The 22786-nt window shown below is 55.8% G+C and carries 20 protein-coding genes; 8 read left to right on the forward strand and 12 right to left on the reverse strand.

What is annotated here, in order from left to right; translation table 11 throughout:
* Nucleotides 1–5 precede the first annotated feature (5 nt).
* On the reverse strand, nt 6–734 hold the full coding sequence (gene artP, locus ACR6JA_RS00140) for an arginine ABC transporter ATP-binding protein ArtP (protein WP_008461079.1): 729 nt from the start codon (nt 732–734) through the stop codon (nt 6–8).
* A 227-nt stretch (nt 735–961) separates the two neighbouring features.
* Nucleotides 962–1486, reverse strand: coding sequence for a lipoprotein (locus ACR6JA_RS00145; RefSeq protein ID WP_494493286.1), 525 nt, complete (start codon nt 1484–1486; stop codon nt 962–964).
* Between the two features lie 108 nt (nt 1487–1594).
* On the opposite strand from ACR6JA_RS00145, the gene ACR6JA_RS00150 reads away from it, so the two are divergent.
* Nucleotides 1595–1918, forward strand: a complete 324-nt coding sequence (locus tag ACR6JA_RS00150; protein WP_008461083.1) for a heavy metal-binding domain-containing protein — start codon at nt 1595–1597, stop codon at nt 1916–1918.
* On the forward strand, nt 1915–2745 hold the full coding sequence (locus ACR6JA_RS00155; protein ID WP_494493287.1) for an N-acetylmuramoyl-L-alanine amidase: 831 nt from the start codon (nt 1915–1917) through the stop codon (nt 2743–2745). Before ACR6JA_RS00150 ends, ACR6JA_RS00155 begins: the two co-directional genes overlap by 4 nt.
* Here the strand turns inward: ACR6JA_RS00155 and ACR6JA_RS00160 are convergent.
* The 4 genes from ACR6JA_RS00160 to poxB all read right to left on the reverse strand — a co-directional run bounded on the left by ACR6JA_RS00160 (nt 2742) and on the right by poxB (nt 8096).
* The gene (locus ACR6JA_RS00160; protein ID WP_008461085.1) at nt 2742–3752 is read right to left on the reverse strand and encodes a 3-beta-hydroxysteroid dehydrogenase; all 1011 of its coding nucleotides are present in this window, start codon (nt 3750–3752) and stop codon (nt 2742–2744) included. The genes ACR6JA_RS00155 and ACR6JA_RS00160 overlap by 4 nt on opposite strands.
* 88 nt (nt 3753–3840) lie before the next feature.
* Entirely contained in the window at nt 3841–5292 is a 1452-nt protein-coding gene (locus ACR6JA_RS00165) for an SDR family oxidoreductase (protein WP_494493288.1), read from the reverse strand.
* A 15-nt stretch (nt 5293–5307) separates the two neighbouring features.
* Nucleotides 5308–6309, reverse strand: a complete 1002-nt coding sequence (gene ltaE, locus ACR6JA_RS00170; protein ID WP_494493289.1) for a low-specificity L-threonine aldolase — start codon at nt 6307–6309, stop codon at nt 5308–5310.
* A 65-nt stretch (nt 6310–6374) separates the two neighbouring features.
* Nucleotides 6375–8096: a ubiquinone-dependent pyruvate dehydrogenase gene (gene poxB, locus ACR6JA_RS00175; RefSeq protein ID WP_494493290.1), complete on the reverse strand. Its 1722-nt coding sequence runs from the start codon at nt 8094–8096 to the stop codon at nt 6375–6377.
* Between the two features lie 150 nt (nt 8097–8246).
* Here poxB and ACR6JA_RS00180 point away from each other — a divergent pair, with 150 nt between their 5' ends.
* On the forward strand, nt 8247–8678 hold the full coding sequence (locus ACR6JA_RS00180; protein ID WP_039301508.1) for a DoxX family protein: 432 nt from the start codon (nt 8247–8249) through the stop codon (nt 8676–8678).
* 35 nt (nt 8679–8713) lie between these two features.
* Here the strand turns inward: ACR6JA_RS00180 and hcr are convergent, their stop codons facing one another.
* The 4 genes from hcr to aqpZ all read right to left on the reverse strand — a co-directional run bounded on the left by hcr (nt 8714) and on the right by aqpZ (nt 13225).
* Entirely contained in the window at nt 8714–9682 is a 969-nt protein-coding gene (gene hcr / locus ACR6JA_RS00185; protein WP_213715973.1) for an NADH oxidoreductase, read from the reverse strand.
* Nucleotides 9683–9691: 9 nt separating this feature from the next.
* The gene (gene hcp, locus ACR6JA_RS00190; RefSeq protein ID WP_494493291.1) at nt 9692–11344 is read right to left on the reverse strand and encodes a hydroxylamine reductase; all 1653 of its coding nucleotides are present in this window, start codon (nt 11342–11344) and stop codon (nt 9692–9694) included.
* Between the two features lie 141 nt (nt 11345–11485).
* Complete coding sequence (locus ACR6JA_RS00195) at nt 11486–12385, reverse strand: LysO family transporter (RefSeq protein ID WP_213715971.1); 900 nt, start codon at nt 12383–12385, stop codon at nt 11486–11488.
* Nucleotides 12386–12529: 144 nt separating this feature from the next.
* Nucleotides 12530–13225, reverse strand: a complete 696-nt coding sequence (aqpZ, locus tag ACR6JA_RS00200) for an aquaporin Z (RefSeq protein WP_213715970.1) — start codon at nt 13223–13225, stop codon at nt 12530–12532.
* A gap of 410 nt (nt 13226–13635) precedes the next feature.
* Between aqpZ and ACR6JA_RS00205 the strand changes: the two genes are divergently transcribed.
* Entirely contained in the window at nt 13636–15291 is a 1656-nt protein-coding gene (locus ACR6JA_RS00205) for an ATP-dependent endonuclease (RefSeq protein ID WP_213715969.1), read from the forward strand.
* A 21-nt stretch (nt 15292–15312) separates the two neighbouring features.
* On the opposite strand, the gene ACR6JA_RS00210 is transcribed toward ACR6JA_RS00205, so the two are convergent.
* Nucleotides 15313–16260, reverse strand: a complete 948-nt coding sequence (locus ACR6JA_RS00210) for a VirK/YbjX family protein (protein WP_494493292.1) — start codon at nt 16258–16260, stop codon at nt 15313–15315.
* Between the two features lie 142 nt (nt 16261–16402).
* Here ACR6JA_RS00210 and macA point away from each other — a divergent pair, with 142 nt between their 5' ends.
* A complete protein-coding gene (gene macA, locus ACR6JA_RS00215) occupies nt 16403–17518 on the forward strand; it encodes a macrolide transporter subunit MacA (protein WP_213715967.1) in 1116 nt (371 codons plus the stop codon).
* Nucleotides 17515–19461: a macrolide ABC transporter ATP-binding protein/permease MacB gene (gene macB, locus ACR6JA_RS00220; protein ID WP_166875463.1), complete on the forward strand. Its 1947-nt coding sequence runs from the start codon at nt 17515–17517 to the stop codon at nt 19459–19461. The genes macA and macB overlap by 4 nt, the downstream gene beginning before the upstream one ends.
* A 77-nt stretch (nt 19462–19538) precedes the next feature.
* Here the strand turns inward: macB and cspD are convergent, their stop codons facing one another.
* Nucleotides 19539–19760: a cold shock-like protein CspD gene (gene cspD / locus ACR6JA_RS00225; protein ID WP_008461102.1), complete on the reverse strand. Its 222-nt coding sequence runs from the start codon at nt 19758–19760 to the stop codon at nt 19539–19541.
* 323 nt (nt 19761–20083) lie between these two features.
* On the opposite strand from cspD, the gene clpS reads away from it, so the two are divergent.
* A complete protein-coding gene (clpS, locus tag ACR6JA_RS00230) occupies nt 20084–20404 on the forward strand; it encodes an ATP-dependent Clp protease adapter ClpS (protein WP_008461103.1) in 321 nt (106 codons plus the stop codon).
* Nucleotides 20405–20431: 27 nt separating this feature from the next.
* Entirely contained in the window at nt 20432–22705 is a 2274-nt protein-coding gene (gene clpA / locus ACR6JA_RS00235; RefSeq protein ID WP_494493293.1) for an ATP-dependent Clp protease ATP-binding subunit ClpA, read from the forward strand.
* Nucleotides 22706–22786: the final 81 nt, after the last annotated feature.

Below are 22786 nucleotides of genomic sequence, written 5' to 3' on the forward strand. Positions count from 1 at the left end.
CAACATCAGTGAGAGAGATAGAATTTAAACGCATCGGTTTGCGGGTTAGCAAAGCAGCTGGCATCACCTTGTTCGATGATGTGGCCGTTTTCCATATACACCACGCGGCTGGCGGTTTTACGCGCCACTTCTACTTCATGGGTCACGATGACCTGAGTAATGTTGGTTTCCGCCAGTTCGCGGATAATGCTGACGATCTGCGCGGTGATTTCCGGATCAAGAGCGGCGGTAGGCTCATCAAACAGCAGAATCTGCGGCTCCATCATCAGGGCGCGGGCAATGGCAACACGCTGCTGCTGGCCACCGGAAAGGTGCAGCGGATAGCGGTCCATATAGGGCTTCAGGCGCAAGCGTTCAAGCAGTTTATCGGCGCGTTCACGCGCACGATCTTTGCTTAATCCGAGCACGCGGCACGGCGCTTCAATCAGGTTTTGCAGCACGGTTAAATGCGGCCACAGATTGTATTGCTGGAAGACCATACCGACGTTCTGGCGCAGATCGCGAATCGCTTTGTCGCTGGGGGCTTTGGCGAAGTCGAAAGTCGTGCCCGCAATGCTCAGCTTACCGGAACGCGGCATCTCAAGCAGGTTAAGGACGCGCAGCAGAGAACTCTTGCCGGCGCCGCTCGGGCCCAGCAATACCAGCGTCTCGCCCTGCGGGCAATGTAGTGTGATATCGAACAGCGCCTGATGGGCACCGTAAAAGCAATTAATGCTGTCTAGTTGAATACTCATGCGCTGAAGTTGAATAGCAATTGAGGCCGCAAAGGGTACCTTTAACAGAATAGTTATGCAATCTTTGTGCGTTAAAACTTATAAGCAACCACTTTCCTTGCCTAAAGTTAGCACAAAATAGCGAGGCGGGTGGTGGCTAAGTATAAAAAACCGCGATCCCTGAATATACCAGATTATTTACAGGGGTTATGTTTTCTCCACCCGCATAGCGTAAGCATAAATTGCCGCTATTTGCCTTCAACTGCCTGACGCAGCGTGCCGGTTGGCGCATGGCTCGCCGCGCCGAGGTAACGCACATCGTCCACCGCCCAGCACTTGCCTTCACGGACCATCAACACTTCATCTTTCCAGGTCTGGCTGCCGCGGGTCAGCTCGACGCGCAGAGGAATATTTCGCGCGTCGGTATTTGGGATTGTTGACGCCGAACCCACGCTCGCTTTGTCAGGCCCTTCAGACTGGCTGGAGAAGATATCGCTGCGGGTAAACGCGCTTTGCGCCGCCGGAGAGGTGCTGGATTTTTGCAGAAGCTGGAACAGGGAGTCGCTCAGATAGGGGCGCAGCGCGGCAACGGAACTCAGGCCTTCGCCCTTGTGCGCGATACGGTAATCATAGAACTGCTGAGCGACATCATCCGGGCCGCCGCTGACGCAGGGGCCGCTGCGGGTGCCGATGTCTTTGAAGGCCGGAGTGACGGTGGTACAGGCCGACAACACCAGCGCACAGGGAAGAAGAGCCAAAGCCGAGCTGCGCATTTTTATTTCCTTATTTTCTCAGGAGGACTACCTTAGCATAGCGTATTGGCTCAAAATCGCGTGGCGATTGCCGGGCTAACATGTTGATGGCAAAGAGAGGAGAACGTGATGCAGTTTACAACGACGCCAGGCCTGGAAGGCCACACCATTACTGAATACTGCGGCGTAGTGACCGGGGAAGCTATCCTGGGTGCCAATATTTTCCGCGATTTTTTCGCCGGGGTTCGCGATATCGTCGGCGGCCGCTCGGGGGCTTATGAAAAAGAGTTACGCAAAGCGCGGGACATCGCGTTTCGTGAAATTCAGGAACAGGCCGAAAGCCTGGGCGCTAACGCCGTGGTCGGGATTGATATCGACTATGAAACCGTCGGCAAGGACGGCAGTATGCTGATGGTTTGCGTCAGCGGGACGGCGGTGAAAACGCGCAAATGAAAACCAGGATCTTAGCGCTTGCCCTGGCGCTGTTACTGGCGGGCTGCGCCGGGCAAAAAGGGATTGTCGATCGAGGCAGCTATAAAGTGGACACCCTGCATCAGGCTCAGGCCGCTTATCCGCGGGTGAAAATTCTGGTGATCCATTACACGGCGGATGATTTTTCAAGTTCGCTTTCCACGTTGACCGATCGTAACGTCAGCGCCCACTATCTTGTTCCCGCCGAGCCGCCGCTGTCCGGCGGGAAACCCGTTGTCTGGCAGTTGGTGCCGGAAGAGCAGCTGGCCTGGCATGCCGGGGTCAGTTTCTGGCGAGGGGCTACGCGGATTAACGACACGTCCGTAGGTATTGAGCTGGAAAACCAGGGCTATATCCGGGTTGGCGGTGTTCAGCGCTTTTACCCCTTCAGCCAGCCGCAGATTGCGGTGCTTGAGGATTTAGCGAAGCAGATTATTGCGCGCTATAACATCGCGCCGCAGAACGTGGTCGCTCATGGGGATATCGCGCCGCAGCGCAAGGTTGATCCTGGCCCGCTGTTCCCCTGGAAGCAATTTGCGGAAAAAGGGATTGGCGCATGGCCGGACGCCGCTAGAGTGGCGTTTTATCTTAACGGCCGTGGCCCGCTGCAACCTGTGGATAAATCCGAGTTGCTGGATGTGCTTTCCCGGTATGGCTACGAAGTGCTGCCGGGCATGACCGAGGCGCAGCAGAAAAGAGTGATTACCGCCTTCCAGATGCACTTCCGCCCGGCCAACTACAGCGGCGAGGCGGATGCGGAAAGCCTGGCGATCGCCGAGGCATTACTGGAGAAATACGGCCAGGGTTAGCCCCGGTGCAGCGTGCCGTGATCTTTCAACCACAGCGCGGTACGGCGAATGCCTTCATCAAGGGTGACGATAGGCTGATAGCCCAGCTCCGTTTCCGCACGCGTGGTGTCCAGCGTTAAATCGAAGTTCAGCTTGGAGACGCCGTAGTGCGTGAGCACCGGCTCTTTGGCAGACTTATTGCCAAAGTGCTCCAGGCTGCGGGCGATGATATCCAGCATCGGGTACGGCACCGAGCGAATGCGGCATTTAATGCCCAGCTCGTCGATCAGCTTCTGCACGATGGTCCGCAGCGGGCGGGCTTCCATGTTGGTGATGTTGTAGGCGCGGCCAGAAGGTAAATTCTGTTTCTGTGTCGCCAGCCACATCGCGTGTACCGCGTTTTCCAGATAGGTCATATCCACCAGCGCATCGCCGCCGCGCGGCAGCAGCACGCTGCCGTAGTGGCGCATCATCTGCACCAGGCGCGGGAAAAACACTTTGTCGTGCGGCCCAAACAGGCTTTGCGGGCGCAGAATGGTAAAACGGGTGTTCGGGTTGGCCTGCGCCAGCAGCTGAATCACCTCTTCGCTGGCGGCTTTGCTGCGGGCAAATTCGTTGGCGAAGCGCACCGGGCGAAAATCTTCGCTGATGTTGCGGTGGTGGTGGTAGTCGAAGTAGAGCGACGGCGACGAGATATGAATAAAGTCACGCACGCCCCAGGCCACGGCCCATTCGCCCAGACGGCGCGTGGCGCGGACATTGGCGAGGTCGAAAGCTTGCTGGGTTCCCCACGGCGAGGTGAAGCTGGAGCAGTGCCAGAGCGTGTCGACGTCCGCAAGCATCACTTTCGCCTGGGAAGAGACCAGCTCCGTCAGGTCGGCATGGACAAATTCGGCGCCCATTTTCTGCAGCAGTTTGCCCATCGCTTCGTTGCGCCCGGTGGCCCGAACGCTGATGCCCCTGGCGCGTAAATACTCGACCGCGTTTCGGCCTAAACCGCTGGTTGCGCCCGTGACCAGTACCTTCATGTGACCAACTCGTTATGTTTTGGATTAACGCTGCGCATTTTTCCGTGAAACGGCAGCGCATGCAATGGGAATACTGAAAGATTAGGAGCTAACTTCTCTTTTTGATCGAGTTTTGTTCCGCTAAATGAACAATTCGCCGCGCCATTCCCCTAAAGATAAATAAATGGGCGGGGATCATCGCCAGCCAGTAGATCAGACCGGCGCAGCCGTGAGGATGCCACCAGGCTCTGACGTCCAGCCGACGCTGCTTGCCATCATCCTGTAAGGTGAACGACAGCCGCCCCAGGCCAGGGGCCTTCATACCAAACAGCAGCGTTAGCTCTTTTTCTGGTTCAGCGATAATCACTTTCCAGCTATCAACGGTGTCGCCCACTTCCAGCGTGGCTTTATCAGGCCGCCCTTTGGCAAGCCGATGCCCGACCAGCAAATCCATCAGCGCCCGGGTTTTCCACAGCGCATTGCCAAAAAAGTAGCCTTCTTTGCCGCCTAGCTGGTTGATCACCTGCCAGAGCGAAGAGAGTGAGGCCTGGGTAGTCAGCGTGCAGCCCGCTTGTTTAGCAAAAAAACCGTAGTCAGGTCGCCAGCGGGCAAACGCCTGGGCGTCGTAGCCCCAGTCCTGGGAGTTGGCGAGCCGGTGTTCGTTAGCCAGAGTCAGGCGCACGGCGTCGTCAAAGCTGATGAGCTGTTGCGGGATGCGTTCGCGCAGGCTACGGTCGTCCGCCAGCAAATCGTGTTCCAGACCCTGAATCAGCGCCTTAGCAATACCGGGCGGCACCGAGGTAATAACATTCAGAAACCACACGGAAATCCAGCTGGTGGGGAGTGGCACGGGGATCAGCAGGCGGCGGCGACCGCTGATAGCCATAAAGCGCTCGAACTGCTGCTGATAGCTCAGAACGTCCGGCCCGGCGGCTTCAAACAGGCGATGTTCTGTGGCCGGATGGTCCAGCAGTGCGACGAGGTAGTGCAGCAGGTTATCCAAAGCAATGGGTGAAGTACGGGAGCGAACCCAGCGCGGCGGCGTCAGCACCGGCAGGTTGTACACCATATCCCGCATGACTTCGAAGGCCGCCGAGCCAGCGCCAACAATAATCCCCGCGCGCAGTTCGGTGACCGGCACGCCGGAATCTCGCAGGATATCCGCGGTGATTTGCCGGGCTTTTAGGTGCTTTGAATGCGTTTGCCCGCTTTTGGCCTGTAAAGAGCTGAGGAAAATGACCTGCTTGACTGGATGTTCGGTCAGCGCGTCGCGCATATTCAGCGCCGCCTGGCGTTCGAACTCCATAAAATTATCGCCGTCGCCCATGCTGTGGATCAGGTAGTAGACGGTATCCGCTCCTTCGAGCAGAGCACCCAGGCGGTGCGGCCAGTGCAAATCTACGTGCCGGCATTCTACGCCTGGCCAGGGCTGTTTTTTCAGCCAGTCAATGCGGCGGGCTGCGGCGGTGACATGATGTCCCGCCGCCACGAGTAACGGCACCAGATGCTGGCCAATGTAGCCGCTGGCGCCGAGGACCACTATCCTTTGAGGTTCTGCCATCGTCCCTGAGTCCCGTTAGTTTTGCAGGAAGCTGCGCCAGTGGGCGACGACTTCAGCCAGTTGGCTGCGGGTGACGTCCAGATGGGTGACCAGCCGAGTTGCCGGACCTGCACTGAGGATGATGCCGCGCTCACGCATGTAGGGCCCTAAATCTTCTGCTTCTTCCGCCGTCATGCGCACAAAGACCATGTTGGTGTCCTGACGCATCACATCGACACCAATTTCGCGCAGCTCGCCTGCCAGCCAGTGGGCGTTGTCGTGGTCTTCTTTCAGCCGCTCGACGTTATTTTTCAGCGCATACAGGCCTGCCGCCGCCAGAATACCGGCCTGACGCATACCGCCGCCGGTAATCTTGCGCCAGCGTACAGCGCGCTTGATGTACTCTTTACTGCCCACCAGCAGGGATCCCACCGGCGTGCCAAGACCTTTCGACAGGCAAATGGTGAAGCTGTCGCAGTAGCGAGTAATTTCTTCTAACTGGCAGCCGTAGGACACCACGGCGTTAAAAATACGCGCGCCGTCTACGTGCAGCGCCAGGTTGTGTTTGCGGGTGAATTCCCAGGCCTGCTTGAGGTATTCACGCGGCAGCACTTTGCCGTTATGGGTGTTTTCAAGGCTCAGCAATTTAGTGCGGGCAAAGTGAATGTCGTCCGGTTTAATTTTTGCCGCTACTTTATCCAACGGCAGCGTGCCGTCGCGCTCCGCTTCAATGGGCTGAGGCTGAATGCTGCCCAGCACCGCTGCGCCGCCGGCTTCGTAGAGGTAATTATGTGCGGCCTGGCCAACGATGTACTCTTCGCCGCGCTCGCAGTGGCTGAGCAAAGCTACGAGGTTGGCCTGTGTGCCGGTAGGTAAAAACAGGGCAGCTTCTTTCCCGCTGATTTTTGCCGCGTATGCCTGAAGTTCGTTAACAGTGGGGTCATCGCCGTAAACATCATCCCCGGTCGGGGCGACCATCATTTGCTCCAGCATGGCGCGGGAAGGGCGGGTAACGGTATCGCTGCGTAAATCGATCATGACGGGTCCTTTATCGAGAGGCTGCGCCCGGACGGTTATCCGGGCGGCTGAGGCAACCTTCTTTTTTACCGGAACCAGTTGGTTTTCGCCAGCTCGATCACTTCATCTCCTCGCCCGCTGATGATGGCGCGAAGCATATACAGGCTGAACCCCTTGGCCTGCTCCAGCTTGATCTGCGGCGGGATAGCCAGCTCGTCTTTGGCGACGACAACATCGACCAGCACCGGGCCATCGGTGCTGAAGGCCCGTTCCAGCGCAGCGTTCAGCTCCTCAGGTTTTTCAACGCGAATGCCAGTAATGCCGCAGGCCTCGGCGATACGGGCAAAGTTGGTGTCGTGCAGTTCGGTACCGTCGGTGAGGTAGCCCCCGGCTTTCATCTCCATTGCCACGAAACCGAGCACGCTGTTGTTGAACACCACGATTTTAATCGGCAACTTCATTTGTGCTACGGACAGGAAGTCGCCCATCAGCATGCTGAAGCCGCCGTCACCGCACATCGCCACCACCTGGCGATCGGGCGCGGTGGCTTTGGCGCCCAGCGCCTGCGGCATAGCGTTAGCCATTGATCCGTGGTTAAACGAGCCCAGCAGGCGGCGTTTGCCGTTCATTTTCAGGTAGCGTGCGGCCCAGACGGTGGGCGTGCCCACGTCGCAGGTAAAAATGGCGTCATCGGCGGCGTAATGGCTTATTTGCTGCGCCAGATATTGCGGGTGAATTTGCTTGCCTTCCGAGGGTTTGGCCAGTTCATCCAGCCCTTCACGCGCTTTGCGATAATCCTCCAGCGCTTTGTCGAGGAAGCTGCGATTGGTTTTCTCCTCCAGCATCGGCAGCAGGGCGGACAGCGTGGCTTTGATATCGCCCACCAGCGCCATGTCGACCTTGCTGTGCGCGCCTATGCTGCCGGGGTTGATATCAATCTGGATAATTTTGGCGTCCGTCGGGTAGAACGCGCGGTAAGGGAACTGGGTGCCGAGCAGGATCAGCGTGTCGGCGTTCATCATAGTGTGGAAGCCGGATGAGAAGCCTATTAATCCGGTCATGCCAACGTCGTATGGGTTGTCGTACTCAACGTGTTCTTTGCCACGCAGGGCGTGAACAATGGGCGCTTTCAGGGTTGCCGCCAGTTGCACCAGCTCAGTATGCGCTCCAGCGCAGCCGCTGCCGCACATCAGGGCGATATTGTCGTTGTAGCGCAGGAGTTTGGCGAGTTTTTTAAGCTCATCATGAGGGGGAACCACAATGGGCGGCGGTGCAGGATACCAGTGCGTCGTGGCATGCTCTGGCGCGGGTTTAAGCGCCACGTCGCCGGGCAGTACCACCACGGAAACGCCCCGGTTCAGAATGGCTTTGCGCATGGCAATCGCCAATACCTGTGGGATCTGCTCCGGGTTAGAAACCAGTTCGCAATAGTGGCTGCATTCGCGGAAAAGCTCTTCGGGATGCGTTTCCTGGAAGTAGCCGCTGCCAATTTCGCTGGAGGGAATATGGGCTGCAATGGCGAGAACGGGCACGTGATTGCGGTGGCAATCGTACAGGCCGTTAATCAGGTGCAGGTTACCTGGCCCGCATGAACCGGCGCAGACAGCAAGCTCGCCGGTGAGATGCGCTTCGGCCCCGGCGGCGAAAGCGGCCACTTCTTCATGGCGAGTTGGCATCCATTTAATCGTGCCCATCCGGTTGAGGCTGTCGCTGAGGCCGTTCAGCGAATCGCCGGTGACGCCCCAGATACGTTTCACGCCCGCGCTCTCAAGGGTTTTGGCCAGCCAGGCCGCTACGGATTGTTTCATCGGTTTTCCTTGTCCAGTGTGATAGCGCTTACAAGCTTAGTTCAATTCTGCGTAACGGCAGGTAATGGCCTCCCTAAAATTGGGGCTATTTGTTAGCAAATATTAAGCGTAAATTATTCTCGTTATCATTTTAAAAGGGTGGCAATTCATATGGTTACTAAATTGTTAAATGCAGTGAATGGCGCGCTAAATAAAGACGATCTGGGAAAATTGTTACTGCGTCTGGCGGTAGGCGGCCTGATGCTGTTTCACGGCCTGCACAAGCTGTTTGGCGGCGTGGGCGGGATTAAGGGAATGCTGGCGGCGCATGGCATCCCGGAGTTTGTCGCCTATGGCGTGCTGCTGGGCGAGGTGCTTGCCCCGCTGCTGATTATTTTAGGGATCCTCACTCGCCTGTCTGCGCTTGGGCTGGCGTGCACGATGATTGTGGCCTGGCTGCTGGTGGGCGTGGGGGAAACCTTCATGCTGGATAAAACCGGGGCTTGGGGCATTGAAAGCCTGATGTATTTTTTCCTCGGCGCGCTGGCGATAGTCTTTTGCGGCGCAGGGCGTTACGCGTTTGGCAAGTCGGCCTGGCGTTAGAAAAAGAAAAGGCACCGTGAAGGTGCCTTTTTAGATTAGGCGAGCACTAGGTCGCTCTGTGGATGGCAGGAGCAGGCCAGCACGTAGCCGCTGGCAATTTCCTCTTCCGTCAGTGTCATGGTGCTGGAGACGGTATAGTCACCGGAAACCACTTTTGTTTTACAGCAGCCGCAAACTCCGGCGCGGCAGGCGGCATTCACCGGCACGCTGTTGCTCTCCAGCGCTGCAAGCAGCGTGCTGCCGACCGGTGAGTAGAACTCACGCATCGGCTGGAGCGTGGTGAACTTCAGGCCGCCCGCTGAGGGTGCAGCGGCTGGCGTGAAGAACACTTCCCGATAAAACGCCGTGACTCCCAGCGCTTTCACTTCTTTCTCAACCATGTCCATATAAGGCACAGGCCCGCAGGTCATAACCGTCCGGCTGGCGATATCCGGCACCGCGGCCAGGATCTCGCGAGTCAGTCGCCCGGCGATAAAGCCGTGAGTGGCGTTGTTTTCTGCCACCAGCGTGACCGGGTAATGCCGCCATTCGTCAGCAAAAATCACGTCCTGCGGGGAGCGCACGTTGTAGATGACCTGCACATCCGCTTGCGGGCAGTGTTTTGCCAGCCAGCGGCGCATGGCCATAATTGGCGTGACGCCGCAGCCCGCCGCCAGCAGCAGATAGCGCTCCGACACGATGTTTTCACAGCTGAACTCGCCCTGGGCTTCAGACAGCCACAGGTTGTCGCCGACTTTCACTTCTCCGGTCAGCCACTCTGAGCCAGCGCCGCCGTCGATGCGGCGTACCGTCAGCGTGATAAATTCACTGAGGCTCGGCGTGGAAGAGATCGTATAGGCCCGCAGCGTCTCGCTGCCGTTGCGAATGCTCACCAGGGCATATTGCCCGGCTTTGTAGGGATAGAAGTCGTGGTTAATCAGCGACAGCGTCCAGACATCCGGCGTTTCCTGATGAATATGGTGTACCTGCATTCGGTGCGGGCACAGCGGCGTTGGCATGGTCATGGCTGCTCCTTACGCGCTCATTAACTGTTGGATGTCTTGCTCAACGGTGGTAATGGCGCGCAGGCCAAATTTCTCGTTCAGCACCGCCAGCAGGTTTGGCGTCAGGAAGCCCGGTGCGGTCGGGCCGGTGACGATGTTGGTCACGCCGAGCGACAGCAGCGTGAGCAGAATCACAATCGCCTTTTGCTCAAACCATGAGAGCACGAGGCTCAGCGGCAGGTCGTTCACGCCGCAGCCCAGTTTCTCGGCGAGGGTGACTGCCAGAATAATCGCTGAATATGCGTCGTTGCACTGGCCGGCATCCACCAGGCGCGGCAGCCCTTCGATGTTGCCGAAATCCAGCTTGTTGAAGCGGTATTTGCCGCAGGCCAGGGTCAGGATTAGGCAGTCCTGCGGCACGCTGGTAGCGAAGTCGGTGAAGTAGTTACGTTCTCCGCGTGCGCCGTCGCAGCCGCCGACCAGGAAGATGTGGCGAAGTTTTTCGCGGCTAACCAGATCGATGAGCGTGTCTGCCGCACCCAGTAACGTCTGGCGGCCAAAGCCGACGGTGATCAGGTGTTCGATTTCGCTGTACGGGAAACCGGCCATTTGCTGGGCCTGGGTAATCACCGGGCTAAAATTGTCGCCTTCGAGGTGACTGACGCCTGGCCAGCCGACGATGCTGCGGGTCCAAATTCGGTCATCGTACGCGCCCACGGTTGGGTCGATGATGCAGTTGGATGTCATGACAATAGGGCCTGGGAAGCGGGCGAATTCCGTTTGCTGGTTCTGCCAGCCGCTGCCGTAGTTGCCGACCAGGTGTTTGAATTTCCGCAGTTCTGGATAGCCGTGCGCCGGGAGCATTTCACCGTGGGTGTAGACGTTCACGCCGGTGCCTTCGGTTTGCTCGAGCAAGTTATAGAGATCTTTCAGGTCATGGCCGGAAATCAGGATGCACTTCCCGGCGACCGGGCGTACGTTAACCTGGGTTGGGGTTGGATGGCCGTATTTGCCGGTTTCCCCCTGATCCAGAATGCTCATCACTTTGAAGTTCATCTGGCCGATTTCCATGGAACAGTCCAGCAGCGCGCCCATATCCGCAGGCCAGGTGCCGAGCCACGCCATGATGTTGTGGTACTGGGCGTAAATATCGTTGTCGTACTGGCCCAGAACATGCGCGTGTTCCATGTAAGCGGCAGCGCCTTTCATGCCGTACAGGCACAGCAGGCGCAGGCCGAGAATATCTTCGCCAATGTCGGCTTTGTCACGATTTGGCGTGAATTCAGCGGCCTGGCGCTGAAGTTCACCGAGGTCACTGCTGACCAACTGAAGCTCTGCCATCGGGTTAGTGACGATGACCGCAGGATCGACAGCCAGCGTACGGATTTTCAGATCTTCGCGCATGGCAATGGCATCACGGGCATAGCCAACGATGCGGCCGGAGTCGAAGTTCACGTTGGTCAGCGTTGAGAAGAAGGCGCGGGGAGCAAAGTTATCAATCTCGTGGTCGATAATACCGCGTTCGCGTGCGGCAACGGCCCAGGCGGACAGCCCCTGTAATGTCGCGATCAGCAGATCCTGTAGATCGGAAGTCTGGGCCGTTTTGCCGCAGACGCCTTGGGCATAGGCACAGCCGTCGCCGGCCGGGGTACGAATGGTCTGTTCACATTGCACACAAAACATGATGTCACCTTAAAGTTATATTTTAAATACATGTTTAAGGTTAGGCTGCGGCTTAACAGGTTAAAAGGACTTTTTGGTGCAACTTAAAGGGAGATTGATATAGCTCAACTTTGGCGGCAGCAGGCTACCGCCAGAGAGGTATCAGGCGGCGAAGAAGGCGATGAGCAGCGGGGTCAGCAGGCTAAGAATAAATCCGTGCACAATGGCGGCAGGCACGATTTCCACACCGCCGCTGCGCTGCAGCACCGGCAGGGTAAAGTCCATCGAGGTGGCGCCACAAAGGCCCAGAGCCGTTGAGCGGCTGCGGCGCACCAAAGCCGGGATAAGCATAATAGCCAGTAATTCCCGCACCAGATCGTTAAAGAAGGTCGCGCTGCCAATCACCGGCCCGTAAGACTCAGTCATCAGGATCCCGGACAGCGAATACCAGCCGAACCCAGAGGCCATAGCCAGACCTGTTTTTATCGGCAGGCCAAGCAGTAGGGCGTTGATCACCCCGGCGACCATTGAGCTGAAAACGACCACAATGGCGACAATGATGCCGCGGCGGTTGAGGACGATTTGCCGAAAGGTCATGCCGCTGTTGCGAAGCTGGATCCCGACCAGCAGCAGCAGGAAAATAAGCGTATATTCGCTGGCCTCTGTGGCGTATTTAAGCACCTCAAACCCGGTCAGCCCCAGCAGGAAGCCCAGAGCCACTACCCCGCAAAGCTGTAAGGACTCCAGGGCCATCGCCAGGCGCGAGGGCAGTTTTTCCTGTTTGTGCTGATGCCGCCACGGGAGAGAACGCTCCAGCAGCAAGAGGCCGGCGATGTTACACAGCAGGATCACCCCGACGCTTATCACCGAGTAATGCAGGATAGTCAGCAGGTTGCTGGCGAGATTATCGAGGAACGCCAGGCTAATGCCCATCAGGAAGAGGATCACGTAAACAATCCAGCCCAGCAGGCGGTGAATCAGCCTGAGCAGGTGGATTTGTTTCAGTGGGATCAGGTAACCGGCGAGCAACGGCACCAGGATAATAAGTAATCCTGACAGCATGGAAGGGACAGTCCTTGTAGTTAAAATGTTACGACGGATGTCACACTACCGAAAGAAAGGAATTGAGTCGAGTAGGGGCGAAGAAAAAGGTTTATGCGGGGAAAAGAAAACAGCAGGCTCACCCGAGTAAGCCTGCCTCGGGACTTAGCTGCGTTTTTCCAGCAGGGTGCGGTAAATTATACCGCCCATGATCCCGCCAATAATAGGCATCACCCAGAAAAGCCACAGTTGATCCAGCGCCCATCCACCCTGGAAAATAGCCACTGCGGTACTGCGCGCAGGGTTTACTGAGGTGTTGGTAACCGGAATACTAATTAAGTGAATTAAGGTTAATGCCAGGCCAATGGCTATTGGCGCAAAACCCGGTGCAGCAAATTTGTCCGTTGCACCGTGAATAACAATCAAGAATCCACAGGTTAATACGATTTCAATCACAATGGCGGACAGCATGGAATATCCACCCGGAGAATGTTCGCCGTAGCCGTTAGAAGCAAAACCGCTGGCTGCAGCATCAAAGCCTGCTTTACCGCTGGCGATTAAATAAAGGATAGCGGCAGCAACAATCCCGCCAATCACCTGGGCAATAATGTAGCCAATCACTTCTTTAGCCGGGAAGCGGCCACCGGCCCAGAGGCCAAGAGTGACGGCCGGGTTAAAGTGACCACCGGAAATATGGCCGACGGCAAAAGCCATGGTCAGCACGGTTAAACCAAATGCCAGCGCGACGCCGACAAAGCCAATGCCTAATTCCGGGAATGCTGCCGCTAATACTGCGCTACCGCAGCCACCAAATACCAGCCAAAACGTCCCGAAGAACTCGGCTGCTAATTTTCTAAACATAACCACCTCTGATAAAAGCCAGAAACAATGCAAGGTTCACGCAATAAATCACATGATCCTGACTGTCGCTAATTCACCGTCATTAAGTGAATGACGAAAGTAATATTAAATGCGCGTTAATATTAGGTATTTCGCCAATTCGCCACCAGCACAATAAATTCCAGTTTTTTGATTTAGGGCAATGAGGTGTTATTCCTTTTCTGAAGAGAGGTAGCAGAAGTATAGGTTATCTTTGAATGAAGTAAGAATATTCTGGATAATAAAAAAATACGTCTCAGCACGAATTGATTATGGTAAAAGCGGCGTGCGTTTATCGCGTAACGCTTTGACATTGTGTGGTTACATTGCCTTCCGAGTTGCCGCTATACTCGAAAAGGACGCTGGATGGAAGCGGATGCACAGGAGGCGGTATGTTTCTCGAGCGAGTTGAGATGGTTGGTTTTCGCGGTATTAACCGTTTGTCGTTAATGCTTGAGCAAAACAACGTGCTGATTGGCGAAAATGCCTGGGGTAAATCCAGCCTGTTAGATGCGCTGACTTTGCTACTTTCCCCGCACCGGGAGCTCTACCATTTTGTTCGCGAAGATTTCTATTTTCCCCCCGGCGAGCTGCATGGGCGTGAAAGCCACCTGCAAATCATCCTGACCTTCCGCGAGGCGGCGCCTGGCCACCATTTAGGGCGGCGGTATCGTAATCTTTCCCCGGTTTGGGTGGCGGGGAACGACGGCTTTCATCGTATTTATTACCGTCTGGAAGGCGAGCTTGGGGATGAAGGGACGGTTTTAACGCTGCGAAGCTTTCTCAATGCCCACGGCCAGCCGCTGGCGCTGGACAAAATTGACGACATGGCGATGAATATCACGCGACTGAACCCGGTGCTGCGCCTCAGAGATGCCCGATTCATGCGGCGGCTGCGCAACGGAAGCATGCCCGAAATGCCGGAAACGGAGCTGACCGCGCGCCAGCTGGATTTCCTGGCGCGAGAGCTGGTATCAAGGCCGCAAAACCTCACCGATGCGCAGCTGCGGCAAGGGCTGTCGGCCATGGTACAGCTGCTTGAACACTATTTCTCTGAGCAGGGCGCGATAGCCCACCAGCGCCTGATGCGGCGGCGTTCTCATGATGAGCAGCGCAGCTGGCGCTATCTGGATGTGATCAACCGTATGATCGACAAGCCAGGCAGCCGTTCGCACCGCATGATCCTGCTGGGCATGTTTTCCACGTTGCTACAGGCGAAGGGCAGCATTGCGCTCGACAGGGACGCCCGCCCGCTGCTGCTGGTGGAAGATCCTGAAACCCGGCTGCATCCGATTATGCTGTCTGTCGCCTGGCACCTGCTGAATCTGCTGCCGCTGCAAAAAATTACCACGACCAATTCCGGAGAGCTGCTCTCTCTGACGCCGGTAGAACAGGTTTGCCGGCTGGTACGTGAATCTTCCCGCGTGGCCGCGTGGCGGCTTGGACCGGGCGGTATGAACGCGGAAGAAAGCCGGAGAATTGCTTTCCACATTCGTTTTAATCGCGCGTCGTCGCTCTTTGCCCGCTGTTGGTTGCTGGTGGAAGGAGAGACCGAAGTATGGGTGATGAACGAACTGGCGCGGCAGTGTGGGCACCATTTTGATGCTGAAGGCGTGAAGGTCATCGAGTTTGCACAATCCGGCCTGCGTCCGCTGATTAAGTTCGCTCGCCGGATGGGCATTGAATGGCATGTGCTGGTGGACGGGGATGATGCCGGTAAAAAATATGCGGCAACCGTACGCGGCTTGCTCGACAATGACCGGGATCAGGAGCGCGATCATCTTACAGCGCTGCCTGCGCTGGATATGGAACACTTTATGTATCGGCAGGGATTTTCAGATGTGTTTCATCGCGTGGCTCAGTTGCCCGAAAATGTGCCGATGAATTTGCGCAGGATTATTACGAAAGCGATTCATCGTTCGTCAAAGCCGGATTTAGCTATCGAAGTGGCGCTGGAGGCGGGGCGTCGCGGCGTGGATGCGGTTCCGCCGCTGTTTCGTAAAATGTTTTCCCGGGTGCTTTGGCTGGCGCGTGGCCGGGCGGATTAGCGCCCGGCTGGAAATGCAGATTTAGAAATGACTGTTGATGCTGTTCATCATGCCGTCTAGCAATTCATAACGGCGGCGATATTCTGCACGTTTTTTGCTGGCGATGTCTTCCAGCGGTTTGCGTTCCACGCTGGATGGCAGGGCAAACAGGCCGTCGGCGCGAGGTTCACCGCTCATAGACTGCCAGAAACTGTCATAGTCCGCATGTAGACTGTCTTTTTTCTTCTTCTCGTAGCGCCATGAACGGTAAATATGCGTACCGTTGCCGACGGCCAGAATGCGCTCTGCGTCGAGAAGTTTCGCCAGTTCACAGGCAACCTCAAGCAGCATGCGTTTCGGGAACAGTCCGTGGCAAGCTTTCGTGGCAGCCTGAATTGCTTCATGAGGCACCCAGGTTTTGGCTCCCTGCAGGCAACCAATAAAGAAGGTGTTCTTGCCTTCAAACTGGTTGAGAGTAAAGGTCATACGCGCCAGGGGAACGCCCTCTTCATTACAGAAGTTCAGGAAGGCTTCGCCTTCTTTACCTTCAATATCGTGAGAGGTGAGATCGATAAACATCAGCTCGTTGTTTTTACCCACCAGCGTGGCCAGGCGATAACCTTCGGCAGAGAAATGCCCGTTAAGCATTTTTTTCGGCATTTTCTCGGCAATTTTCTGGTAGTGGTAAGCGATAGTATCCCGCGTATGCTTGCGTTTTAGCGGCAGCGCAAGGTAAGGGCGATGCAGGCGGCAAGGCAGACCAGGCTGAGCGTTCAGCATGCTGGCAAGATGAGGCTGGCTTGCGAGGCTGTTCATCAGGCTGACGGTGTGCAAAGGCATCGCCAGTGAGCGTAAAATAAACTTGCGGCGGTAAGTCTTCTTGCCCCAGGATGCTCCCGGCTGCCATTCCCCCGTCGCGAGGGAAAGGAAAAGTTTCCAGCCTGTTTGAGGCAGGGTTTCGGTAACATGCGCGGCAGCGATCTGGGACATAATAACAACCTGATATTCGGGAAAGATGGCACTATTTCAACACGCCGGATGTCAACCGACGTTCAATAACTGTTACATATCTTCACATTGTGCAGTTTGTTTAAGAACCGTTTAATCATGCGTTAGCTATTTCAGGATTTATATGAAAATTAAGGGAAAATTTAAAAAACGTTATTGGCTTTACGCGCTGCTGGTAGTGATATTTTTCCTCTGGCTTTGGCAGTTTTTGCATGTGCCAGCCCCACAATATCAAACGATGATCGTGCGTAAGTCTTCGCTTCAGCAAAGCGTTCTGGCAACCGGAAAGCTCGATGCTGTGCGCAAAGTTGACGTCGGGGCGCAGGTGAGCGGGCAGTTAAAAACGCTGTCAGTTAGCATCGGCGATAAAGTAAAAAAAGATCAGCTTTTGGGGGTTATCGATCCCGAACAGGCAGAAAACCAGGTCAAAGAGGTTGAGGCCACGCTGATGGAGTTGCGTGCCCAGCGCATGCAGTCCGAAGCTGAAAGTAAGCTTGCCGCGGTGACACTTTCCCGCCAGCAGACGCTGGCAAAAACTCAGGCGGTGTCCCGCCAGGATCTTGATAAAGCGGCAACCGATTTGGCGGTAAAACAGGCCCAGATTGGCACCATTGACGCTCAAATTAAGCGCAATCAGGCTTCTTTGAGCACCGCGAAAACTAACCTCGAGTTCACCCGTATCGTCGCGCCAATGGCGGGGGAAGTGACGCAGATAACGACGCTGCAGGGGCAAACCGTGATTGCGGCGCAGCAGGCGCCAAATATTCTGACGCTGGCGGATTTAAGCACGGTGCTGGTGAAAGCACAGGTCTCTGAAGCCGATGTTATTCATCTCAAACCGGGCCTGAAAGCCTGGTTTACGGTACTTGGCGACCCGATGACGCGCTATGAAGGCGTGCTGAAAGATATCCTGCCGACGCCAGACAAAGTCAATGAGGCCATTTTCTATAATGCGCGTTTTGAGGTGCCGAATCCGAAGGGCATTCTGCGCCTGGATATGACCGCTCAGGTGCATATTCAACTCGGTGGCGTAAAAGATGTGCTGACGATTCCGCTGGCCGCATTGGGCGAACCGATCGGTGATAATCGCTATAACATCACGGTACTGCGCAACGGGGAAACCAAAACCCGTGAGATAACTATTGGGATGCGGAACGACACCCAGGTTCAGGTCGTTAACGGGCTGGAAGAAGGCGAAGAGGTGGTGACTGGTCGCGCCAATGCCGGGAGTAGCAAATGACGGCGCTGCTTGAATTAAAGGACATTCGCCGCAGCTATCCTTCTGGTGAAGAGCAGGTTGAGGTACTGAAGGGCATCAGCCTGACGATTGAAGCCGGGGAAATGGTGGCGATTGTCGGTGCGTCCGGTTCCGGTAAATCGACGCTAATGAACATCCTCGGTTGCCTGGATAAACCCAGCAGCGGCAGTTATAAGGTCGCGGGCGTGGATGTGTCGGGGCTGGATAACGATGCGTTGGCGACGCTGCGTCGCGAGCATTTCGGTTTTATCTTCCAGCGTTATCACCTGCTTTCTCATCTGAATGCTTCGCAAAATGTTGAAGTCCCAGCGGTGTACGCCGGGACAACGAGAGCCCAGCGTCAGCAGCGGGCGCATGAGTTGCTTGGGCGTCTGGGGCTAAAGGAGCGGGTGGAATATCTGCCTTCACAACTTTCGGGTGGGCAGCAGCAGCGCGTCAGTATCGCCCGTGCGTTAATGAACGGCGGGCAGGTGATTCTGGCGGATGAGCCCACGGGCGCGCTGGACAGCCATTCCGGCGAAGAAGTGATGGCCACGCTGAAGCAACTGCGCGAGCGCGGGCATACGGTGATTATTGTGACTCACGATCCGGCCGTGGCGGCGCAGGCTCAGCGTATTATTGAAATTCGCGACGGAGAAATTATCAGTAATCCTCCGCCGGTTCATCAGCCTGCGGCGCGCATGGTTGAAAATCAAACGCTGCGGAGCGGTTCGTCGATACAGCAAGTCATCAGCAGCTTCCGCGAGGCGCTAGGTATGGCCTGGCTGGCGATGGCCGCGAATAAGATGCGCACGCTGCTGACCATGCTTGGCATTATTATTGGCATTGCCTCGGTGGTCTCCATTGTCGTGGTGGGCGATGCCGCCAAGCAGATGGTGCTGGAGGATATTCGCTCCATCGGCACCAATACGATCGATGTCTACCCCGGTAAAGATTTTGGTGATGACAATCCGCAGTTCCAGCAGGCATTAAAATATGATGATTTGCTGGCTATCGGCCAGCAGCCCTGGGTAAGTTCGGCCACGCCTTCTATTTCCAGCAATTTACGCCTTCGCTACGGCAACGTGGATGCGGCGGCCAGCGTCAATGGTGTCAGCGGCGACTATTTTGATGTTTACGGTATGACTATGAGCCAGGGCGCGAGCTTTAACGACGAGCAGATGAAGGGCCGTGCGCAGGTTGTGGTGCTGGACGCCAATAGCAAAAGGCAGCTTTTCCCGAACAAAAGTGATGTTGTCGGGGAGGTTGTGCTGGTGGGGAATATGCCCGCCACGGTGATTGGCGTGGCGGAAGAGAAACAGTCGATGTTCGGCAGCAGTAAAGTGCTGCGCGTCTGGCTGCCTTATAACACGATGGCCGGGCGCGTGATGGGGCAAAGCTGGCTCAACTCAATAACCGTACGTGTTAAAGAAGGGTACGACAGCCACGAAGCCGAGCAGCAGCTTAATCGCCTGCTGTCGCTGCGTCATGGTAAGAAAGACTTTTTCACCTATAACATGGACGGGCTGTTGAAAACGGCGGAAAAGACCACACGTACTCTTCAGATGTTCCTGACGCTGGTAGCGGTTATTTCGCTGTTGGTTGGGGGGATTGGGGTCATGAATATTATGCTGGTGTCGGTCACTGAGCGTACCAAAGAGATCGGTATCCGTATGGCGGTGGGCGCGCGAGCCAGCGATGTACTGCAGCAGTTTTTAATTGAGGCGGTGCTGGTTTGCCTGGTCGGTGGCGCTCTGGGGATATCGCTGTCGCTGGTTATCGCGTTCACGCTGCAGCTGGTGCTGCCGGGCTGGCAGATAGGTTTCTCGCCGGTGGCGCTGCTGACCGCGTTTGGCTGCTCCACGGCCACGGGGGTGCTCTTTGGTTGGTTGCCGGCCAGAAACGCGGCGCGCCTGAACCCTATCGATGCACTAGCTCGTGAGTAATCCCGGCGGTTGGTCATAAAAATGCCAGCCTTATGGGCTGGCATTTTATTTGCGGGATGTACACAATCAATGGGGAACTACGCGACCGCTTCCGCCTCGTGGGGAACGATCAGGCTGGCATGGTTGCCTTTAGGTCCCTGATGCACATCAAACCTGACAAGCTGTCCGGCTTTTAACGTTCTGTATCCGTCCATTTGAATGGTGGAGTAGTGAGCGAAGATGTCTTCGCCGCCGCCTTCCGGGCAGATGAAACCGAACCCTTTGGCGTTATTGAACCATTTAACAGTACCCGTCTCCATGCTTCGACATCCTTCGTAACTCTTAATAGTGAGATGGAATCAACCGGTGGGTAAGGGCGGGCTGTTCAAAACCTCGCCAACTCACCCCGCTACAATGTAGATATTTTATACACTGCGTCAAGCGTCTGGCGGGGCAGGTAAGGCAACAATCAGTCAAAAATTTGAAGCAGTTAACGCTATTGCTATTAATGTGATGTAGCTCGCTTACGGAGATTCGTCACGGGATCGAATACGTTGTCATACGTTTGCGAAAAGCGTATTACACTCAATATAAGGCCTTGCCTGACAGTATGTTGGGCTTCAACAAACGATGATAAATCGCAATGGGTAAGACGAACGACTGGTTGGACTTTGACCAAATGGCGGCGGATAAACTGCGCGAAACGCTAAAACCGCCCTCCATGTATAAAGTTATACTGATGAACGATGACTACACGCCAATGGAATTTGTTATTGACGTACTGCAAAAGTTCTTTTCTTATGATGTTGAACGTGCCACGCAGTTGATGCTCACGGTTCACTATCAGGGTAAAGCTATCTGTGGCATCTTTACTGCAGAAGTAGCGGAAACCAAAGTGGCGTTAGTGAACCAGTATGCAAGGGAGAACGAGTACCCGTTGCTGTGTACGCTAGAAAAGGCCTGACAAGGTCGATAATTTGGGGAGGTGCCTATGCTCAATCAAGAACTGGAACTCAGTTTAAACATGGCTTTCGCCAGAGCGCGCGAGCACCGACATGAGTTTATGACCGTCGAGCATCTGTTACTGGCATTGCTCAGTAACCCATCTGCCCGCGAAGCGCTGGAAGCGTGTTCTGTGGACATGGTGGCGCTGCGGCAGGAGCTCGAAGCCTTCATCGAACAAACTACGCCGGTCCTGCCACCCAACGTTGAAGAGCGCGACACGCAACCGACGCTAAGCTTCCAGCGTGTGCTGCAGCGAGCGGTGTTCCACGTGCAGTCCTCCGGGCGCAGTGAAGTGACCGGCGCCAACGTGCTGGTTGCCATTTTCAGCGAACAGGAATCTCAGGCAGCCTACCTGCTGCGCAAACATGAAGTAAGCCGCCTCGACGTGGTGAACTTTATCTCTCACGGCACGCGCAAAGACGAACCGAATCAGTCATCGGGTTCTGAAAATCCGGTCAACGAAGAGCAAGCAGGCGGGGAGGAACGTATGGAAAACTTCACCACCAATCTTAATCAGCTTGCGCGCGTGGGCGGGATCGATCCGCTGATTGGCCGCGATAAAGAGCTGGAGCGTGCTATCCAGGTTCTGTGCCGTCGCCGTAAAAATAACCCGCTGCTGGTCGGCGAATCTGGCGTGGGTAAAACGGCTATTGCCGAAGGGCTGGCGTGGCGAATTGTGCAGGGTGATGTGCCGGAAGTGATGGCCGACTGCACCATCTACTCGCTGGATATCGGTTCTCTGCTGGCCGGTACCAAATACCGCGGCGATTTTGAAAAACGTTTTAAAGCGCTGCTGAAACAGCTCGAGCAGGATCAAAACAGCATTCTGTTTATCGATGAAATCCACACCATTATTGGCGCGGGCGCGGCTTCCGGTGGCCAGGTCGACGCCGCTAACCTGATTAAACCGCTGCTCTCCGGCGGTAAAATTCGAGTGATTGGCTCGACGACTTATCAGGAATTCAGCAACATCTTCGAAAAAGATCGTGCCCTGGCGCGCCGCTTCCAGAAGATTGATATTACTGAGCCAAGCGTTGAAGAAACGGTGCAGATCATCAACGGGCTGAAACCGAAATACGAAGCGCACCACGACGTTCGCTATACAGCGAAGGCGATTCGCGCGGCGGTTGAGCTGGCGGTGAAATACATCAATGACAGGCATCTGCCGGATAAGGCTATCGACGTCATTGATGAGGCGGGCGCACGTAGCCGCCTGATGCCGGTCAGCAAACGTAAGAAAACCGTTAACGTGGCGGACATCGAAACCGTGGTTGCTCGCATTGCGCGCATCCCGGAAAAAAGCGTTTCCGCGAGCGATCGCGATACGCTGAAAAGCCTGGGCGAGCGCCTGAAAATGCTGGTGTTTGGCCAGGATAAAGCGATTGAAGCGCTGACCGAAGCGATCAAGATGAGTCGTGCCGGTTTGGGTCAGGATCATAAACCTGTCGGTTCGTTCCTGTTTGCTGGCCCTACCGGGGTTGGTAAAACGGAAGTCACCGTACAGCTGGCGAAGTCGCTGGGCATTGAGCTGCTGCGCTTTGATATGTCCGAGTATATGGAACGCCATACCGTGAGCCGCCTGATTGGCGCCCCTCCAGGATATGTTGGTTTCGATCAGGGCGGGCTGCTGACGGATGCGGTGATTAAGCATCCACATGCGGTTCTGCTGCTCGATGAAATCGAAAAAGCACACCCGGATGTCTTTAACCTACTGCTGCAGGTAATGGATAACGGTACGCTGACCGATAACAACGGGCGCAAGGCGGACTTCCGCAACGTGATTCTGGTGATGACCACCAACGCCGGGGTGCGGGAAACCGAACGTAAATCTATCGGCCTTATCCGCCAGGATAACAGCACCGATGCAATGGAAGAGATCAAAAAGATCTTTACGCCGGAGTTCCGTAACCGCCTCGACAACATTATCTGGTTCAACCACCTCTCTACTGAGGTGATTCATCAGGTGGTGGATAAGTTTATTGTCGAGCTACAGGTTCAGCTGGATCAGAAAGGCGTTTCGCTGGAAGTGAGCCAGGAAGCGCGTGACTGGCTGGCAGAGAAGGGCTATGACCGCGCGATGGGCGCTCGCCCAATGGCGCGTGTTATCCAGGACAACCTGAAAAAACCGCTGGCCAACGAACTGCTGTTCGGCACCCTTGTTGACGGTGGGCAGGTTACGGTTGCGCTGGATAAAGACCAGCAGCAGTTGACCTTCAACTTTGCGAGTGCGCAGAAGCACAAGCCGGAGGCCGCGCATTAGCGCTGGCTGAGGATGTAAAAAAGGCCGGGCATGCCCGGCCTTTCTATTACAACTAACTCTCAACGCCGCCCATCTCAGGCC

Source organism: Cedecea sp. B1(4), assembly GCF_059414925.1.

Bases quoted from the DNA above. Each gene is read 5' to 3' on its own strand.
- ACR6JA_RS00160 (WP_008461085.1), bottom strand. From the start codon at position 3,752: ATGAAGGTACTGGTCACGGGCGCAACCAGCGGTTTAGGCCGAAACGCG.
- cspD (WP_008461102.1), bottom strand. From the start codon at position 19,760: ATGGAGACGGGTACTGTTAAATGGTTCAATAACGCCAAAGGGTTCGGT.
- ACR6JA_RS00180 (WP_039301508.1), top strand. From the start codon at position 8,247: ATGGTTACTAAATTGTTAAATGCAGTGAATGGCGCGCTAAATAAAGAC.
- clpS (WP_008461103.1), top strand. From the start codon at position 20,084: ATGGGTAAGACGAACGACTGGTTGGACTTTGACCAAATGGCGGCGGAT.
- ACR6JA_RS00210 (WP_494493292.1), bottom strand. From the start codon at position 16,260: ATGTCCCAGATCGCTGCCGCGCATGTTACCGAAACCCTGCCTCAAACA.
- artP (WP_008461079.1), bottom strand. From the start codon at position 734: ATGAGTATTCAACTAGACAGCATTAATTGCTTTTACGGTGCCCATCAG.
- ACR6JA_RS00205 (WP_213715969.1), top strand. From the start codon at position 13,636: ATGTTTCTCGAGCGAGTTGAGATGGTTGGTTTTCGCGGTATTAACCGT.
- aqpZ (WP_213715970.1), bottom strand. From the start codon at position 13,225: ATGTTTAGAAAATTAGCAGCCGAGTTCTTCGGGACGTTTTGGCTGGTA.
- hcr (WP_213715973.1), bottom strand. From the start codon at position 9,682: ATGACCATGCCAACGCCGCTGTGCCCGCACCGAATGCAGGTACACCAT.
- ACR6JA_RS00145 (WP_494493286.1), bottom strand. From the start codon at position 1,486: ATGCGCAGCTCGGCTTTGGCTCTTCTTCCCTGTGCGCTGGTGTTGTCG.
- macB (WP_166875463.1), top strand. From the start codon at position 17,515: ATGACGGCGCTGCTTGAATTAAAGGACATTCGCCGCAGCTATCCTTCT.
- ACR6JA_RS00165 (WP_494493288.1), bottom strand. From the start codon at position 5,292: ATGGCAGAACCTCAAAGGATAGTGGTCCTCGGCGCCAGCGGCTACATT.
- clpA (WP_494493293.1), top strand. From the start codon at position 20,432: ATGCTCAATCAAGAACTGGAACTCAGTTTAAACATGGCTTTCGCCAGA.
- ACR6JA_RS00150 (WP_008461083.1), top strand. From the start codon at position 1,595: ATGCAGTTTACAACGACGCCAGGCCTGGAAGGCCACACCATTACTGAA.
- hcp (WP_494493291.1), bottom strand. From the start codon at position 11,344: ATGTTTTGTGTGCAATGTGAACAGACCATTCGTACCCCGGCCGGCGAC.
- ACR6JA_RS00155 (WP_494493287.1), top strand. From the start codon at position 1,915: ATGAAAACCAGGATCTTAGCGCTTGCCCTGGCGCTGTTACTGGCGGGC.
- ltaE (WP_494493289.1), bottom strand. From the start codon at position 6,309: ATGATCGATTTACGCAGCGATACCGTTACCCGCCCTTCCCGCGCCATG.
- ACR6JA_RS00195 (WP_213715971.1), bottom strand. From the start codon at position 12,385: ATGCTGTCAGGATTACTTATTATCCTGGTGCCGTTGCTCGCCGGTTAC.
- macA (WP_213715967.1), top strand. From the start codon at position 16,403: ATGAAAATTAAGGGAAAATTTAAAAAACGTTATTGGCTTTACGCGCTG.
- poxB (WP_494493290.1), bottom strand. From the start codon at position 8,096: ATGAAACAATCCGTAGCGGCCTGGCTGGCCAAAACCCTTGAGAGCGCG.